Origin of the sequence: Paenibacillus sp. FSL W8-0187 (assembly GCF_037969755.1) — a bacterium.
In the GTDB taxonomy this organism is placed as follows: Bacteria; Bacillota; Bacilli; order Paenibacillales; family Paenibacillaceae; genus Paenibacillus_AQ.
Genome location: NZ_CP150206.1, coordinates 2,364,562 through 2,381,139 on the forward strand (window position 1 = coordinate 2,364,562; position 16,578 = coordinate 2,381,139).

At 50.1% G+C, this 16,578-nt stretch carries 15 protein-coding genes; 11 read left to right on the plus strand and 4 right to left on the minus strand.

What is annotated here, in order from left to right:
* Positions 1 to 45: 45 nt before the first annotated feature.
* Complete coding sequence (gene tyrS, locus MKY48_RS10450; protein WP_339271995.1) at positions 46 to 1,299, plus strand: tyrosine--tRNA ligase; 1,254 nt, start codon at positions 46 to 48, stop codon at positions 1,297 to 1,299.
* 86 nt (positions 1,300 to 1,385) lie between these two features.
* Here the strand turns inward: tyrS and rpsD are convergent, their stop codons facing one another.
* A complete protein-coding gene (gene rpsD, locus MKY48_RS10455) occupies positions 1,386 to 1,988 on the minus strand; it encodes a 30S ribosomal protein S4 (protein ID WP_076320710.1) in 603 nt (200 codons plus the stop codon).
* 533 nt (positions 1,989 to 2,521) lie between these two features.
* On the opposite strand from rpsD, the gene MKY48_RS10460 reads away from it, so the two are divergent.
* From MKY48_RS10460 to MKY48_RS10480, 5 genes are all read left to right on the plus strand, one after another.
* Positions 2,522 to 4,513 carry a sensor domain-containing diguanylate cyclase gene (locus MKY48_RS10460; RefSeq protein WP_339271996.1) on the plus strand — a complete coding sequence of 664 codons (1,992 nt, stop codon included), beginning with the start codon at positions 2,522 to 2,524 and terminating at the stop codon, positions 4,511 to 4,513.
* Between the two features lie 103 nt (positions 4,514 to 4,616).
* A complete protein-coding gene (locus tag MKY48_RS10465) occupies positions 4,617 to 5,450 on the plus strand; it encodes a hypothetical protein (protein ID WP_083659562.1) in 834 nt (277 codons plus the stop codon).
* A 131-nt stretch (positions 5,451 to 5,581) separates the two neighbouring features.
* On the plus strand, positions 5,582 to 6,697 hold the full coding sequence (locus tag MKY48_RS10470) for an aminopeptidase (protein WP_339271997.1): 1,116 nt from the start codon (positions 5,582 to 5,584) through the stop codon (positions 6,695 to 6,697).
* A gap of 95 nt (positions 6,698 to 6,792) precedes the next feature.
* Positions 6,793 to 7,038 (plus strand): HPr family phosphocarrier protein, encoded by a 246-nt coding sequence (locus tag MKY48_RS10475; RefSeq protein WP_071223684.1) that lies wholly within the window; start codon positions 6,793 to 6,795, stop codon positions 7,036 to 7,038.
* A 150-nt stretch (positions 7,039 to 7,188) separates the two neighbouring features.
* Complete coding sequence (locus tag MKY48_RS10480) at positions 7,189 to 7,476, plus strand: YlaN family protein (RefSeq protein WP_009589686.1); 288 nt, start codon at positions 7,189 to 7,191, stop codon at positions 7,474 to 7,476.
* Between the two features lie 126 nt (positions 7,477 to 7,602).
* On the opposite strand, the gene cax is transcribed toward MKY48_RS10480, so the two are convergent.
* Positions 7,603 to 8,676 (minus strand): calcium/proton exchanger, encoded by a 1,074-nt coding sequence (gene cax, locus MKY48_RS10485; protein WP_339271998.1) that lies wholly within the window; start codon positions 8,674 to 8,676, stop codon positions 7,603 to 7,605.
* Between the two features lie 187 nt (positions 8,677 to 8,863).
* Between cax and MKY48_RS10490 the strand changes: the two genes are divergently transcribed.
* Positions 8,864 to 9,250, plus strand: a complete 387-nt coding sequence (locus MKY48_RS10490) for an Asp23/Gls24 family envelope stress response protein (RefSeq protein ID WP_009589611.1) — start codon at positions 8,864 to 8,866, stop codon at positions 9,248 to 9,250.
* A 56-nt stretch (positions 9,251 to 9,306) separates the two neighbouring features.
* Here the strand turns inward: MKY48_RS10490 and ftsW are convergent, their stop codons facing one another.
* Entirely contained in the window at positions 9,307 to 10,524 is a 1,218-nt protein-coding gene (ftsW, locus tag MKY48_RS10495; protein WP_098742818.1) for a putative lipid II flippase FtsW, read from the minus strand.
* A gap of 11 nt (positions 10,525 to 10,535) precedes the next feature.
* The gene (locus MKY48_RS10500) at positions 10,536 to 10,883 is read right to left on the minus strand and encodes a YugN family protein (RefSeq protein WP_215164023.1); all 348 of its coding nucleotides are present in this window, start codon (positions 10,881 to 10,883) and stop codon (positions 10,536 to 10,538) included.
* 251 nt (positions 10,884 to 11,134) lie between these two features.
* On the opposite strand from MKY48_RS10500, the gene MKY48_RS10505 reads away from it, so the two are divergent.
* From MKY48_RS10505 to MKY48_RS10520, 4 genes are all read left to right on the plus strand, one after another.
* On the plus strand, positions 11,135 to 11,644 hold the full coding sequence (locus MKY48_RS10505; RefSeq protein WP_339292877.1) for an NUDIX hydrolase: 510 nt from the start codon (positions 11,135 to 11,137) through the stop codon (positions 11,642 to 11,644).
* A gap of 30 nt (positions 11,645 to 11,674) precedes the next feature.
* Entirely contained in the window at positions 11,675 to 12,847 is a 1,173-nt protein-coding gene (locus tag MKY48_RS10510; protein ID WP_339292878.1) for a M20 family metallopeptidase, read from the plus strand.
* A gap of 212 nt (positions 12,848 to 13,059) precedes the next feature.
* Entirely contained in the window at positions 13,060 to 14,844 is a 1,785-nt protein-coding gene (locus MKY48_RS10515; protein WP_339292879.1) for a DNA repair helicase XPB, read from the plus strand.
* Complete coding sequence (locus MKY48_RS10520) at positions 14,841 to 16,556, plus strand: helicase-associated domain-containing protein (RefSeq protein WP_339292880.1); 1,716 nt, start codon at positions 14,841 to 14,843, stop codon at positions 16,554 to 16,556. The genes MKY48_RS10515 and MKY48_RS10520 overlap by 4 nt, the downstream gene beginning before the upstream one ends.
* The last annotated feature ends 22 nt before the right edge of the window (positions 16,557 to 16,578 follow it).

Sequence of the window (16,578 nt, forward strand, 5' to 3'; positions counted from 1 at the left end):
TAGGAGCTTTTTTGCGTTCAAAATTAAAGGGAGGTGTATGGAAACATGAAATGGGATGTGTTATCGAATGTCCAGCAGCAGGAGGTGGAACGCCAGATGGAGGTGATTTCCCGTGGAGCGGTGGAGATCATTCCGGAAGAAGAGATGAGGCAGAAGGTGATGACATCGGTCGTAACCGGCGAGCCGCTGCGCGTGAAGCTGGGAATGGACCCGTCAGCGCCTGATCTTCACGTCGGGCATACCGTCGTGCTGCAGAAGCTGCGTCAGTTCCAGGAACTCGGACATGAAGTACAGCTCATCATCGGGGACTTTACTGGCAGGATCGGAGATCCGACAGGCAAATCCGAGACGCGCAAGCAATTGTCAGAAGAGGATGTGAGGCGTCATGCGGAAACGTACAGGAAACAAATATACAAAGTATTGGATCCAGAAAAAACGAAGGTATACTACAACTCCGAGTGGCTTGCGCCGATGACTTTTGCTGAAGTGGTCGGCTTATCGGCAAAGGTTACGGTGGCACGGATGCTGGAGCGCGATGATTTTACTAAACGTTACCAGGGCGGGCTTCCGATCAGCATCCACGAGTTCTTTTACCCGTTGATGCAGGGTATGGATTCTGTAGCGCTTAAGACCGATGTCGAGCTTGGGGGAACGGACCAGAAGTTTAACCTGCTGATGGGGCGGACCCTGCAGAAGGAGTATGGCACAGAGCCTCAGGTTGCGATCACGATGCCGCTTATCGAAGGACTTGACGGTATACAGAAGATGAGTAAGAGCTTGGGGAATTACATCGGTATCGATGAAGAGCCAAATGAGATTTACGGTAAATCCATGTCCGTTCCGGACGAACTTATGCTTAAGCACTTCGGCTTGGCCACCGATATGGCAGGTGAGGAGGTAACCAGACTGGAGAAGGGGCTTCGGGACGGAAGCGTTCATCCCCGGGATGCCAAGATGAGTCTCTCGCACACTCTCGTTCGGATGTATCATGGGAGGGAGGCTGCGGATGCCGCACAGCAGCATTTTGTGACCGTGTTCCAGCAGAAGGCACTTCCTGAAGACATTGAGGATTATATTGTACCCGAAGGAGAACTGGAGGAAGGAAAGATTACGCTTATCAAAATGCTGACACTGCTCGGTTTTGCCGCTTCCAATGGTGAGGCCAGACGCAGTATCCAGCAGGGGGCTGTAAAATGGAATGGAGAAAAGTGCAGCGACACCCACGGTGAAATCGCTCCTCAAGACGGGGATGTGGTTCAAGTAGGCAAGCGTAAATTTGCCAGATTGAAGTTTTCTTAAGATGATTGAACTTGCGGAGGATTCATTTCGATAATAAAAAAACCTGAAGGCCAAGGCCTTCAGGTTTTTTGGGTTCCGAGTTAATCTTAACGGTTGTAGAATTCGACGATTTGTTTCTCATCGATATCTTGGGAAAGTTCGGAACGTTCTGGAAGACGGATGTATTTCCCTTCCATTGCTGCTTCATCAAACTCAAGGTAAGCTGGAAGATGTACGCGGTTAGCCAAAGCTTCCTTGATGGAAGAGAGGCTACGGCTTCTTTCACGAAGACCGATTACATCGCCAGTGCTTACAGCGTAAGAAGCGATATCGACTTTCTTGCCGTTCACAGTCACGTGACCGTGAGCTACCAATTGACGAGCACCCGCACGGGAGTTGCTGAAGCCAAGACGGTAAACCAGGTTGTCCAGACGGCTCTCAAGCAGGAACATAAAGTTCTCACCAGCGATACCTTTCATGCCAGTTGCTTTGTTAAACAAGGTTTTAAATTGCTTCTCGCCCAAGCCGTACATGTGACGCAGCTTTTGCTTTTCTTGAAGCTGCATACCGTAGTTGCTAATTTTTCTCCGTTGGTTAGGACCATGCTGACCTGGAGGGAAAGGGCGTTTAGCCAATTCTTTACCTGTACCGCTCAGGGAGATTCCCAGACGACGGCTTAATTTAAATTTAGGACCGGTGTAACGTGCCATGTTATATAGACTCCTTTTTAATTAAAGTTTCATTAGGGCTCTATTTGCGCCGTATTTGTTTGCTCTAGCCGTAATCTCCGGAAGATCTGCCAGGAAAGTTCAGCCGCTGTCCTGGCAGTAACAAATAACGTGAGGGTGACACAACCCGCCCAAATTCATGGAATGCATTGCATTCTTACTCAACAATAAATATTATATGAAGTAATGATATAAAGTCAAGTTCAACCTGCAACTTACTATAACTTGGTTTTTGTCTAATTTTGTCGATAGGACCACAGACCTAAAAATATTGTGAAAAACGCATAAATTTTAATGCAAAAATGGGTAGAAAAGAGTAAGATGATATTGGATTAAGTAGTCTCATTTATCTAGTTACATATCGTAACATCTTTTGTGTTTATCATGACCCTCCCAATATGTTGAACAGCTGGGTTACCGTTATTAAATGCGGCAGCCAAATGGATCCTTACATTATGAATCCCGAACGCCAGTCTTGGATAGGCCTTTTATAATGGTGCAAAGGAGCGCCCAATATGTCAGAAGATCAACGGAAAGCGTATGAAAGCTCTCCCGGTTCTGCAGTTATGTTTAATGATGCTGGGCCAATTCCTGGAAATGGGCCTCGTTTTTGGCTTCAGAGCTTGGATATTACACCTCATGATTTCCCTTATATTCAGCCTCTCATATCAGACAGCTATCTGGAGTGGCTAAGAGAAAGCGCAGGCACACAGGCGATGAAGAAATTCAGCTGGGCCCTTCTTTCTCATGAGGGAGCTTGGCTGACAGGGGCGTCCGAAATAACGCAATACCTTAACGCAAGTGAAGATGAGACATTATCGCTTACTTTAAACTCCAAAGAAGCCGCCCAAGGGATGGGAAAGGGTTCTTTGGAGGGAAGCGTGCTGTGCGCTGTCCCGCTCTTCACTCGCATTCATGGCGATGTATTTGCGGTGATGGTCAGTGTTTCCTCGCTTGAGATGGAGCCGGAACAGTCACTTATGCTGACAGAAACTCATGCGTTATTGTTTCGTTCCTGCTTCTATCGGAAGTTGGAATACGTATTTGCCGATGATCTGGAGAAAGTCCACAACCAAGCTGAGCGTGAGGTGCACAGGCGTTCCATCATGTTTCAGTATGTAAAGCGGATGCATGTGCAGATTAATGTGGACAATGTGCTGGTGGAGGCTATCGACAGTGTTCTGGCACTGTATCCCAAGGCCAAAGTTGAATTGTTTATGTCTCAGGACCATGAGAGCGGACATCCGCTGGTGCGTCCCCTGCTGCTTCATCATTGGCAGAGAGAGGTTTATGTCCGCACATTTATGGAGGGTACCCTCACGATTGATGAACATAAGGAACCCGATTCGATCGTGGAAATCGGGATTCCCATGGGAGGCAAGCAGGGCGTTTATGGCGTGCTCCATGTGGAAGTGGACAAGTCTGAGCTGCCCGATATGGATCTGGAATTGCTCTCTATGATGGCCGATGCTGCGGGCACCGCGTTTGAGAATGCCAAATTGTACGAGCAGTCCAACCTGATGATTCATGAGCTCCGTATGATTAATGAACTGACACAGCGGTTGAACAAAAGCTTGCATTTGGCGGAGATATTTCAATTTGCCAACCATGAGCTGCTAAAGATTCTTGAGGCCGATTACTGCTGCATTTTGATTTATAACGAGGAGCTTGGCGGTCTTGAAGTGGTATCCTGCAACGCCGAATGGCTTGCCAAGGAGGTCTTTGAGAAGGATTATGGTTTGGGCGGCCTAGTCTACCATTCGAAGGAACCGCTCATCCTGTCAGACTATAACGAAGAACGTCCGGCGGAATCCCGGCTAATGGAGAGCACTCATTCCAGCTCGATGATTGCTACTCCGCTTACCGTAAACGGTGAGGTGCGGGGGGTTGTCCTTCTCACCCATGCGAAGCGGCATTATTTTTCGTATGACAGCTATCGGTTGCTTCAAGCTTTGACAAGCCATATTGGTCTGGCTATCGGCAATGCCTTCCTGCATGCGGAAGTGAGAAGAATGGCGAACCGGGATATGCTGACTGAACTGTATGCGAGACATTATCTTGATGAAATGATCCATGAATGTCAGACTCGTGATTTTTGCGGTTCTCTCATTGTTGTGGATATCGATGCATTCAAGCAGGTTAATGATACGTTCGGTCACCAGCGGGGGGACAAAATTCTGAAGCAGGTCAGCAGTATCGTGAAGACAACGATTCGCCATAGCGATATTCCGGCCCGCTGGGGAGGCGAGGAGCTTGCCGTGTATTTGCCGGGACTCGGCATTCAGCAGGCGATGCAGGTCGCCGAACGGATTCGCATAAGGGTATCGGAAGAGACCGACCCGCGCGTAACGGTGTCCTGCGGAATTTCCGAATGGAACTGGACCAATGACAAGATCAGCGTGGAGTCCCTCTTTTATCGAGCGGATATGGCTCTTTACGAAGCGAAGAATGGTGGCCGCAACCGGATTGTCGTGGAGAGGGCCGAGGCTGAAATCGGATTAGATTAAAAACCCTGCAGCTATTTAGTGGCTGCAGGGTTTTTTCTGTCATCTGCATAATGTCATGGACCGCGGATAGCCTAAGAGAAAGATCAATGAGGGGCTGAAGATTATGAGAATAAGAAGATCACGGAGCGTCATCGGAATGGTTTTGTTTGTCTTTTGCTTAACCGGATGTGCCTGGCAAGATCAATTGTCTGCCGAAGAGTCGTTTAACCGCGCCCTGTCGGGGCTGTCTGGCGTTGATAATTTCTCTTTTCGGGGAGAAGCGGCGATTCGGAGCGGAGAAAACGGACCGTTTCAGCAAAGTTTGGCATTTGAAGGCAATCTGCAGCATCATACGGATCTGACACTATCCTCAAGGAACAAGGGCACAACCATACGTAATGATAAGGATAAGGTATATGCCGATTCGGTATATCAAGCGGATGGACTTACCGTGTCCCTGAAGCGCAAGGAGGGCAAGTGGAGCACACTCTCATCAGGACATGTCGAGGAAATGTGGATAACCCGCTTGAATCCATTAGAATTACTGGAATATATCGGGAATTCGGAGAAGACGGTGACTCAGGAACTGGGGGCGGCAAGAGGAACCAAGGTACTGCGCATCGAGCTGTCACCCGAAGCGGCAGCCCAAATGGTATATGGATCGCTGGATGAGCAGATGAAGACGCTGGCGGAACGGATCGAACGCAAAGGGGATCCGCTGTACAGTGAAGATCCGAAGGTACGCAAACGACTGAAGGCCGTGTGGGAGCGGGACTATAATGAAATGAAGAGCATGTTGAGCAAGGCGGACACGGTTTCGGTTTCTCATGTAACGATTAATCAAAAAAAACAGCTTCCTACCAAACTGACTATGGAACGAACGTTGTTTTTTGTTGATGAACAAGGCAAAACCCGCACGGAAACGCTGCTGTCCGATGTTACATTTACTGGTTATTGAAGGGATTGCCATGAAAATTTTTTTAACGATGAACGCTGACTTAAGGCTGTTCGCATGCTACAATAATGAATAAATTTACCGCTGTTCAATTCATAACGTAGGGAACAGTCATCATAAGGAGGATATGACATATGCGTGATCCCAGAATTCAAAAATTGGCTCAAAATCTCGTGAACTATTCGGTAGATATGCAGCCGGGCGAAAATGTGCTCATCGAAATGATTGGATCGGAGCGCGATCTGCTGAATGCCATCATTGAGGAGGTTTCGAATCAAGGTGGCCGCCCGTTCGTGCAATTGACAGATCGCACGGTTCAACGTGCCATGCTGAAGAACGCAAATAAGGAGCAGCTTGAGCTGTGGGCTGAGCTGGATCTTGAGCGCATGAAGAAAATGGATTGTTACATCGGTATCCGCGCAGGCGAGAACGTCAACGATATGGCTGACGTGCCTGAGGAAAACATGAAGCTGTATAATGCACTTTATTCGCACCCCGTACATAGCGAAGAGCGCGTCAAGCGTACGAAGTGGGTGGTTCTCCGCTATCCGAACGCCAGCATGGCGCAGCTTGCCAACACCAGCACCGAGGCGTTTGAGGATTTCTACTTCGATGTGTGCAATCTGGATTACTCCAAAATGGACCGCGCCCAGGATCCTTTGGCCGAGCTGATGAGAAAGACCGACAAGGTTCGCATCGTTGGACCGGGAACGGATCTCAGCTTCTCGATCAAAAACATTGGTGCAGAGAAATGCTCCGGTCAGAAGAACATTCCGGATGGCGAGGTATATACAGCGCCTGTTCGTGATTCAGTTAACGGTACAATCTCTTACAATACACCGACTCTCTACAATGGCGTAACCTTCGAGAATATTAAATTCCGCTTTGAAAACGGAAAAATTGTTGAAGCAACCGGCAGCGACACCAAACGTTTGAACGAGATTTTGGATGCGGATGAAGGTGCAAGATATATCGGCGAATTTGCCATCGGCTTCAACCCATACATTTTGACACCGATGAAAGATATTCTGTTTGATGAGAAAATCGCCGGAAGCCTGCATTTTACGCCAGGTCAAGCATATGATGTAACAGACAACGGCAATCGTTCCTCGATTCACTGGGATCTCGTTTTGATCCAGCGTCCTGAGTACGGCGGCGGGGAAATCTACTTTGATGATCGCTTGATTCGCAAGGATGGTATATTTGTAATTCCAGAACTAGCAGCGTTAAATCCGGAAAATCTTAAATAGATTGGAAAAAATGTTGCATAAGAAAACGGATTCAATGTATCATGAAGGTGCAGTGATGAGCTTTATTCAGATCCTAAAGTTACGGAGGGATTCGTATGTCCAATAACAATCAATCTATCGTAGAAATTTCGCAAACCGCTAGCCAGTTCTCATCCTCCATCGTTTTGCAGGCAGAGAACAAGTACATTGATGTTAAGAGCATCTTGGGTCTGTTCACAACGCTTGTCAACAGCCAAAGCTATGAACTGCATGTTCATGGACCTGATGCTGATGCAGCTAAAAAAGCAATGATCGACGTATTCACCAAGCATGGTTTGAATGTATCCGTCGTGGCTGAATAACAGTCGCCCAAAACACCCCTCCATAGAATGGAAGGGTGTTTTTTCGTAGAGAAAGGGTCTATTTTGTTCAGGTCCTTGTATTGAGAAACGATTTCGACTAATATTAAAGATAGTAACTGTGCTGTGATTTTTGACATAGGGGGGAAGATCATGACTTCATCTGATTTACAGGAACAGCTGAATTTAAAAGCGATCAGTCTTCTTCATGAAGATGCAGATAAAATCCTAAAGCTTATTGAAGTACAGATGGAGAATCTGGCGACCCGTTATTGCCCTCTCTATGAGGAAGTGCTGGATACCCAAATGTACGGTTTTTCAAAAGAGGTTGATTTCGCGGTGCGGGCCGGGCTTCTTCCGGAAAGTACGGGAAAGCAGCTGATCAGCAAGCTTGAACGCAATCTGGCGGTCCTGTACGAAGCCATGAATCAATCCAAATAGCCTGTATTCGTACAGGCGCATACATAGAGAAACGCATGTCGCACTCAGGCGGCATGCGTTTTTTTCTTGTGAATTATCGCACACGATGTAGGCAGCTGTGTGGGCTTCCTCTTCCTTACATTACATTTAGACGAGGAAGAACGAGACGCCTAGTATGACGTACACGGCGAGCAGCAGGAGGCCTTCATACCAGTTGGAGGCACCGTCTTGCGTAATGGATCTAGCAATGAATACGGCGACACCGATAGCAACCAGTTCCAGCGTGGTAAACACAATATCCATCGTATCCCCAAGGAAGAAGCTGATGAACACGAGCACGGGAGCAACAAACAGGGCAATCTGCAGGCTGCTGCCAACGGCAATTTCAACGGCTGCGCCGATTTTGTTCTTCATGGCGAGCATAATGGCTGCACTGTGCTCGGCTGCGTTACCGATAATCGCTACAAGGAATGCCCCGATAAACAGTTCGCTAAGGCCATACTCGTGGCTGATAGGCTCAAGCACCCCCACAAGCCATTCACTGACAAACGCAACCATCACCGTAGCGACAACGAGGTACAGTATTGAGCGTTTCTTGGACCAGACGGGACCGTGCTCGTGCGGCAGCGCATCCTGATCGTTATCGTCGCTGACATCCGCCAAATAGTTCTTGTGGGTGATCATCGAGAACCCCAGCCATGCGATGTAGGCTACGATCAGAATTCCCGCCACAATGAGGCTGAGCGTCTTGGTCTCACTCTCCGTAATGGAGTGGGTATTCAGAAAGACAGCAGGGATAAACAGGGCGATAATCGCCAGCGTCATCAGGGATCCGTTCAGACCTGCCAGCGTCACGTTGTATTTTTGGATTTTAAATTTGAGGCCCCCGGCAAACAGGCTGAGTCCGAGGACGAGCAGCAGGTTGCCGATAATGGAGCCGGTGATGCTTGCTTTCACCATATCGTACAAGCCTTCCTTGATCAGCAGGATGGCAATGATCAGCTCCGCCGCGTTACCGAAGGTAGCGTTCAGGAATCCCCCGAGCCGTTGACCGGCGTAATGCGCAACGCTTTCGGTTGCTTTGCCAAGGAAACCGGCGACAAAAATAACTGAGATGGCAGACAGAATGAATTGGAGTGTGAAGTTCCAATTCGCAAAATGCCCCAGCGCACTAAGCAAAAAAGTGAAGATGAGCAGCGCGGGGTTTAGCCATTTTTTCATAATCGACACCTACCTTATGATTTATGTATTGATGAGTTCTTGCGAGCGGAAACGACGATTCTCGTATCGCTTTTTACAATATACCCAAATTTTTCGGAAAATTATCCTTCTTTTCAGAAAGGAGCATTTGCTTTTTAGGTCCGTTACCATTTACAATAACGGATAATGAGGTGAAGGAGGAAATGGCATGACGGAACAACTTCAACTGGATAACGGTTTGATTCGAATATCGGATGATGTCGTCTCGAAAATTGCCGGATTAGCTGCCTTGGAAACCCCAGGTATTGCAGCAATGTCCGGTGGATTGTCCGAGGGCTGGGCTAAGCGACTGAGCGGCAAAAATGTGCAAAAGGGTGTTACCGTAGAAGTAGGTCAGCTGGAAGCAGCGATTGACCTGCGGATTATCGTGCTTTATGAGACACCCATACATGAAGTGTGCCGCATGCTTCAACAGAATGTCCGCGAAGCTGTCGAGAGCATGACAGGACTTCGTGTGGTTGAGGTCAATGTGAAGGTCGAAGGCGTAGCTTTTAAAGACGATGAAATCGACGATATTCAGCTTCGAGCTAAATAAGACGTACCATAGGGGATCCGCTCCCCGCTGATGATGAAAAAAAACGAGAAAAAAGACTACCCGATTGCCCGGTAGTCTTTTTTAATTACGGATTTAACCTGCTCCTCTTTCATCGGACGGTTGCTGTCCCTGGATATGCTAAGCACGATTCCCATGCTCAGCATCATAACCAGCAGCGAGGATCCGCCATAACTGATGAATGGGAGGGTAACGCCCGTTATCGGGATGGTATTGGTAACCCCACCGATATTGATGAAGGCCTGTATGGCGATTAGTCCCATGATGCCGACGCCGGTCAAGGTTCCGAACGGATCCGAGCAGCGAAGCGACACAATGATCCCTCGCAGGATAAAGTATAAGTAGAGCAGGAGGAATATCGCAGTTCCGATAAAACCGAATTCTTCGCCGATGACCGAAAAGATAAAGTCATTGTAAGGATTCGGCAGGTAATGCAGCTTCTGCACACTCTCCCCGTAACCGGCTCCAGTGACACCGCCCTGGCCGATGGCGATCAGCGATTGCACCAAGTTGTAGCCCGTGTCCGACTCATCGTGGAACGGGTCCATGAAAGCCTCGATCCGGCCCATCTTGTAGTTCTTGGAAGCCTGCTCCTGATCTCCGCTGGAGTTAAAGAGTGCACCGACGCCCAGAGTGAGTACCAGGCCAAGCGCGACAAGCGAGATACATCCCAGGATATGCTTGAGGCTGGCGCCGCCAGCATAGATCAGCAGCCCGCTCGTAGCCACGAGTATGAAGCAGGAACCTAAATCCGGCTGAAGCATGATAAGTCCCGCTACGACCCCTACAATAATGAGTACGGGGAAGAAACCGCCCTTCCATTGACGGATTCGTTCCCCTTTTTTGGTAATCAGCGCTGCCAGATAGACAATGGTCGCAATTTTGGCCAGTTCGGTCGGCTGGATGCCGAATTTCCCCAGGTTAAACCAGCTTGTGGCTCCGTTGGTCGCGGAACCGATGATCACCACAAGAATCAGCAACATCAAGGTTAGAAAAAACACCGGTATGAATAGCTGCTTGTATTTCTTATAGTTGATGTTCATGGCAACAAACATAACCAACGTGCCAAGGACGGCAAACGCGACTTGCCGCTTCGTAAAATGCAGCGGATCGTTATTGAATTTTTCATTGAAAACGGCCAAGCTGGAGCTGGAACTGAACACCATGATCAGTCCGAATCCCACTAACAGCAAGGTAAGGATCAGCAGTTGAAAATCAGGCGTCCCTCTCTTCGGCTGAGGTTTGGTCGTATTCATAATGTTCGACCTTACGCTTCCAGAAGAGCTTTGAGCTCTTGAAGCTTCTTGGTAGCCACATTCATAACGGGCTGTGGAGCCATGGATTCATACTCAAGTCCGTGCGGGAACGTGGCTCTACCCAGGTATACCGCTTCGATTTTGAGGATGGCGTCCGGTTTTTCGAGCTTGCCTTCAACAGCGCGGGTGTTAATGCGCAGGAAGTATTCAGCCTGATTTTTTTTATCTTCGATTTTCAAGTCATATGTAGCGCGGTAGTATTCCCACTGCCAACGAATGAAGCCTACTTTCTCGGCACATTCATCAAGGTAAGCTAAATCGCTGTGCAATTCGTCCAAGCCTGTATTTTCGAAAATCATATGGTTGTAACCCCCTTAATAGTCCTTGCAAAGTTCTTTAATATGATAGTATGTTTCAGGAACTTGTGCAAGCCTGTACCGCCCGTCACGCTTCAATTGAGACCTTTTATCCAGATGAGATTTTGATAACGACAGGCATTCTTCTTTTCTGCTAAAATAAAAGGAAGTGAAAACGCTGTGAAATGTACGCTTTCCATCCTGGTGGTTATATATTCATAGGACTTCAATTAAGCGAAGGGTGGATATGGCCAATGAATCGCGTCGTTTACCGCACGGATTATTATGTAGTGGAAGAGAACGGGCAGCAGGAAATTGTCGTGATCGACCGGATTCCGGAATCGGCAGCGGTTGTGGCCGTTCATCAAGGGTGTCTGCTCCTGGTATGCCAGCACCGGGAAGCGGTTAATGAGATCACCTGGGAGCTTCCCGGCGGAACGGTGAAACCGGGTGAGGAACGGAAGCTTGCCGTGAAGCGGGAGCTTGAGGAAGAGGCAGGCGTGCTGTGCAAGGACCTGTCCTACATGGGCAGTGCTTATCCGATGGCTTCTCTGGCCAACCGGAACGTTCATTTTTATTTCACCGACGATTTGAAGGTGTCCGGCAGCCAAGAGTCGAATCAAGATGAGGACGAAGATGTTAGAGCTGTGTGGGTCCCGCTCAGGGATGTATATCGCAAGATCAAGGAAGGCGGCCGAATGGATGCCATGGTTGGGCACGGACTGCTGCTGAGCAAGCTTTACGGATTTCTTGCGATCGATTGAGCCGCATATAGCGGGGGAGGATGATGGAACTTGACGAAGGAAGCATTTTGGGAACAATGGTATCCACGGATGGTGGAGTGGCGTCGTCATTTACATATGCACCCGGAACTTTCGTTCCAGGAGAAGGAAACTTCGACATTTATAGCAACCCGGCTGCAGGAGCTTGGCCTTGCGGTCAAGACAGGTGTGGGCGGGCATGGCGTTATAGGAATTATAAAAGGAGATACACCTGGCAAGACCGTTGTGCTGCGTTCTGATATGGATGCGCTGCCGATTGAAGACGGCAAGAGCTGCGAGTACAGATCTCGGGTGCAAGGCGTGATGCACGCTTGCGGGCATGATGGGCATACCTCCATGCTGCTGGGGGCCGCTGCTTATTACAGCACGTATCCGGAAGAAGTCCAGGGCGAAATTCGTTTTATGTTCCAGCCGGCGGAGGAAGTCTGTCCCGGCGGTGCGGTAGAGATGATCAAGGATGGAGCACTTGAAGGAGCCGACGTTGTCTATGGTCTCCACTTATGGACGCCGTTTCCGATAGGGACCGCAGCGAGCGCGCCGGGTCCGCTGATGGCTGCGGCGGATGAGTTTTTCATTGATATTACAGGACGCGGGGGACATGGCGGTATGCCGCATGTGACAGCCGATGCCCTGGTAGCGGGGGCAGCGCTTGTAATGCAGCTCCAAACCATTGTAAGCCGCACGGTAGATCCACTGCAGCCTGCCGTGGTTACGGTAGGAACGATACAGGCCGGAACGGCGCAAAACGTAATTGCTTCCTCTTGCCGGATCACGGGAACGGTGCGCACCTTTGACGAACCTACCCGGACATTGATCCGGGAGCGGATCGAACATATGACCCGGACGGTTTCGGAAACCTACGGCACGAAGGCAGCGGTCCGATATCTCGTCGGTTATCCACCCTTGGTGAATGATGAGACCGAAACCGCGCGGTTCTTCCGTACGGCACCGAAAATATTCGAAGCGGATCAGGTCAAGGTCTCGCCCAAACTGATGCCAGCGGAGGATTTTGCCTATTACTTGATGGAAATTCCAGGCTGCTTCATTTTTGTTGGAGCCGGTAACCCGGACAAGGGGGCAATCTATCCGCATCATCACCCGATGTTCGACTTTGATGAAGATGCTATGCGTTATGGGGCGAAGTTGCTGGTCGAGATGGTGTCGAGTTATCAGAACGGGGACTAGATTTTAAGAAAATCGCAATCATCGCGCATGAACGCTCGTCATTTGGAAATCCTATTGATCATAGGGGAAGTTCAGATCCATGGATATGGATGTGGACTTCTTTTTTTTAACCTCCGCTATATGCGGTCTGTCTTCTGAGAAAGTACGTTGATAGACGATTTTCTAACCTGTCATGAAAAATAGAGAGCCAAATGTTACAAGGAGGGATTAGGATGCATAACAAGCCATGCATCGTCCAGCGGGATCGGACCATCTTGCTTGAGACCGCTCATGCGGAGGCTGAGGGCGCACGCGAACAACTGGCCCAGTATGCGGAATTGATCAAAAGTCCTACGTCTTTTCATACATATCGCCTGTCCCCGTTATCCTTATGGAATGCCGCTGCCGGAGGATTGACAGCTCAGGCGATTTGTTCGAGCCTTCAGTCGCTATCACGTTGGGATGTACCTGCAGCCCTGCTGGAAGAGGTTGTCCAGCTCGTTGGGCGTTACGGACAGTTGTCGCTGCTCCCGCATCCCACACTGGATCGTTCATTGCTGCTACACAGCGATAGTGAAGCCCTGATGGAGGAACTCAGCTCCAAGCGTTCCCTGATGGAAATCGGCGTTCGGTTGATTTCGGCAAACGAGGCAGAGGTGCCCTCAGACCGGCGTGGCCTATTAAAGCAGGAGTTGACCCGGCTTGGATATCCTGTGTTGGATCAGGCGGGATATTTGGACGGGCAATATCTGAACATCCTTTGGCGAGGAGAAACAACGGGTACGGAGAGAGGCGGAGGTTTAAGCGGCGGCTCAAACGATCAGCGATTCAAGCTTCGCGACTATCAGCAGAAGGCTGCTGAGTCCTTTCGGGATATCGGCGGAGAAGGGGGGAACGGGGTGCTTGTCCTGCCCTGCGGTGCCGGGAAAACGGTGATTGGCATCGCCGCCATGCGCGATCTGCAGTGCGAGACCCTGATTCTAACCTCCAACACAACGTCTGTAAGGCAGTGGATAAACGAGCTGCTGCAGAAAACCTCACTCTCCGCGGAGGAGATCGGTGAATACTCCGGTCAGCGCAAAGAGGTGAGGCCGGTAACGGTCGCTACCTATCACATCTTGACCCACCGACAGGGCAAGGGCGATGAACAACAGCATATGAAGCTGTTTAATGAACGTCGCTGGGGCTTAATCATCTATGATGAGGTCCATCTCCTCCCCGCCCCGGTATTCCGTGCGACGGCCGATATTCAGGCGACCCGCAGGCTTGGTCTGACCGCCACCTTGGTTCGCGAGGATGGAAGGGAGCATGACGTGTTCTCGCTGATCGGCCCCAAACGATATGAAATGCCGTGGAAAAGGCTGGAGGAGCAGGGCTGGATTGCTTCGGTGGACTGTATGGAGATTAAGGTGCCGCTGCCGGATGAGATAAGAGAAGCCTGCAAGACGGTAGGCAAAAGGGAGCAGTATCGGCTGGCTGCCGAGAATCCCTCCAAGCTTCGTGTGATTCGGCAGCTCGTGGATCTCCACAAGGATGCACAGACGCTGATCATCGGGCAATACCTGGATCAGCTTCACGCCATTGCCGAGGAGCTGCAGGCCCCTCTCATTACGGGGCAAATGACGCAGGATCAGCGCAATGAATGGTATAAGGCTTTCCGGGAAGGAGCCGTCCGTGTACTTGTCGTTTCGAAAGTGGCTAACTTCGCGGTTGACCTGCCCGATGCTTCCGTCGCGATCGAGGTTTCGGGCAGTTACGGCTCACGGCAGGAGGAGGCGCAGCGCCTTGGACGCTTGCTGCGGCCGAAGCAGGGGGAGAATCGGGCTTCTTTCTATGCATTGGTGACGGAGGACAGCCGGGAGGAGATGTTTGCGATCCGGCGCCAGCTGTTCCTGATTGAGCAGGGGTATGAGTATCACGCGATTCAAGCGAAGCATCCGGCCTCCCTTGACCTCATAGCGATGCGGCATACGCATCGCTTGCAGATTCCTGACGGGAAGGAGGCCTCGTGGAGATGATGGAACAGCAGGACGTGGCGGAAGCCACAAGCTTAGAGCATCTTCTTGCCAAGGAGCGATCGGTCCTTCATCATATTTGGAGCCGCTTTGCCGGGCAGAGCTTTGATGACGACAAGCTTCGCTCGCTTCGCGTTCAACGCCTGAGCGGTGTGGAAGTACAGCTTGCCTTCTTATCCTTGAGGCAGCAGCGATGGGTTCAAGCAGTCAAACAGGGCTGGGGCGAGAGGCTGTATTTCATTCCTTTTGATAAACTTCAGATTCTCCAGGAGGCTTTTGGCAATCTCGAGGCGGATTCCGTTCCCGCTGCTGCCGTGAAGCTCCAGCAAGAGGGAAGAAGCGGCATAGCAGTTGATATGTTCAATGTGCTTGTCTTTATGGCCAAGAACCAGGTGGCTATAACCGCTAAAGGGGTTCTACATAAGAAGTTTATTCAGAAGCTGGGGAGCATCGCGGGATTAACGCCATCCGATGTCGAGGGGCTTACTCTCCAATATGATCACGTCGATGTTTACCCACCGCATGTTGCGATCGTATTGGATCTGCTGTTTTCGTTTGAGCTGGTCGCCTTGGAGCAAAGGGAGCTTAGGCTAAACATGACCGCGCTCCGTCATTGGCTCGCACTCTCACGCGAAGCGATGGACCGATTGGTTCTTTTGCACATGATGGAACGTTATGTTCCGGGTTCGGCCGAGTATCAGCATTTCACATGGCAGATTTGCCACTCATCACGGATCGGCGGGATGTGGTATTATGCTCAGCACATGTTAGCAAAGGGCGAGGAACCACTGAACTGGGATCCTCTTAGGGGAAGGGAGTTGTCCGCGGGGGATGCGGCTTCATGGCTCCGTTTATTGACCGGTTGCGGTTACATCGATCTTGGGATGGATCACGATGGTCAATTCCTGTTCCGGTGGCGTATGGATCCCTGCTCCTTGTTGAGTGGAAGCAGTAAGGATGACACCGGATCTTCGGGGCTGTTTATTCAGCCGGATTTTGATATATTGATTCCGCCTGACGTGCCTTATATGGTCAAGTTTACGGCTGCCCTATGCACGGAGCGCATCTCGGATGACGTAATGACGGTTTATCGACTGACTAGAGATTCGGTAGCTCAGGCGGCGACTGAAGGAATGGGGCCGGAAGCGATCACGGCTTTTTTCACGGAACATGCAGTGGCAGAAATTCCAGAGAACGTGTACACGGCCCTACGTCAATGGGGCAAGGAGATTGAACGCACGGGGAGGAATGAGTTCTTACGGTATGCCGACGCAACTCCGAAAGATGAAACGGAATTCGGGGACGGTGATGAAAGAGATAACCGTTACGCTTTGCCGCGTTATCCAGGCTGCCTTTCCAGCGGATTGATTCGCCCAGCTCGCAGTGAGCTTGTTCTTGAATGGGACGACAGCCTTCCGGATAAAGCGTCAATCGTTCCGGATTTGAACAGGATTCCCATCATGTGGACACGGGATTGGCGTTCTTATCACGGTTCGACGGCCAAGCAAATGATGGAGCAGGCGCTTGAATTGTCAGCCAAATTAGAGATTGCGGTCGATGGAAGCCGGATGGAGTTTATTCCATATCAGCTCGAGCGGCAGCCATGGAAAATTTCGGGAGCATTATATGATCTGGATTCCGATTCCGAAATGACGGAAACCGTGGTGCAGTTAGGCGAAGGGGAATGGAAGGAAATGCGGCTAGTGATTCCGTAAAAGCGTATGAATTCCCCCTTCT

Excerpts from the sequence above, each read along its gene's own strand:
- tyrS (WP_339271995.1), top strand. The coding sequence starts at position 46 with ATGAAATGGGATGTGTTATCGAATGTCCAGCAGCAGGAGGTGGAACGC.
- rpsD (WP_076320710.1), bottom strand. The coding sequence starts at position 1,988 with ATGGCACGTTACACCGGTCCTAAATTTAAATTAAGCCGTCGTCTGGGA.
- MKY48_RS10460 (WP_339271996.1), top strand. The coding sequence starts at position 2,522 with ATGTCAGAAGATCAACGGAAAGCGTATGAAAGCTCTCCCGGTTCTGCA.
- MKY48_RS10465 (WP_083659562.1), top strand. The coding sequence starts at position 4,617 with ATGAGAATAAGAAGATCACGGAGCGTCATCGGAATGGTTTTGTTTGTC.
- MKY48_RS10470 (WP_339271997.1), top strand. The coding sequence starts at position 5,582 with ATGCGTGATCCCAGAATTCAAAAATTGGCTCAAAATCTCGTGAACTAT.
- MKY48_RS10475 (WP_071223684.1), top strand. The coding sequence starts at position 6,793 with ATGTCCAATAACAATCAATCTATCGTAGAAATTTCGCAAACCGCTAGC.
- MKY48_RS10480 (WP_009589686.1), top strand. The coding sequence starts at position 7,189 with ATGACTTCATCTGATTTACAGGAACAGCTGAATTTAAAAGCGATCAGT.
- cax (WP_339271998.1), bottom strand. The coding sequence starts at position 8,676 with ATGAAAAAATGGCTAAACCCCGCGCTGCTCATCTTCACTTTTTTGCTT.
- MKY48_RS10490 (WP_009589611.1), top strand. The coding sequence starts at position 8,864 with ATGACGGAACAACTTCAACTGGATAACGGTTTGATTCGAATATCGGAT.
- ftsW (WP_098742818.1), bottom strand. The coding sequence starts at position 10,524 with ATGAATACGACCAAACCTCAGCCGAAGAGAGGGACGCCTGATTTTCAA.
- MKY48_RS10500 (WP_215164023.1), bottom strand. The coding sequence starts at position 10,883 with ATGATTTTCGAAAATACAGGCTTGGACGAATTGCACAGCGATTTAGCT.
- MKY48_RS10505 (WP_339292877.1), top strand. The coding sequence starts at position 11,135 with ATGAATCGCGTCGTTTACCGCACGGATTATTATGTAGTGGAAGAGAAC.
- MKY48_RS10515 (WP_339292879.1), top strand. The coding sequence starts at position 13,060 with ATGCATAACAAGCCATGCATCGTCCAGCGGGATCGGACCATCTTGCTT.
- MKY48_RS10520 (WP_339292880.1), top strand. The coding sequence starts at position 14,841 with ATGATGGAACAGCAGGACGTGGCGGAAGCCACAAGCTTAGAGCATCTT.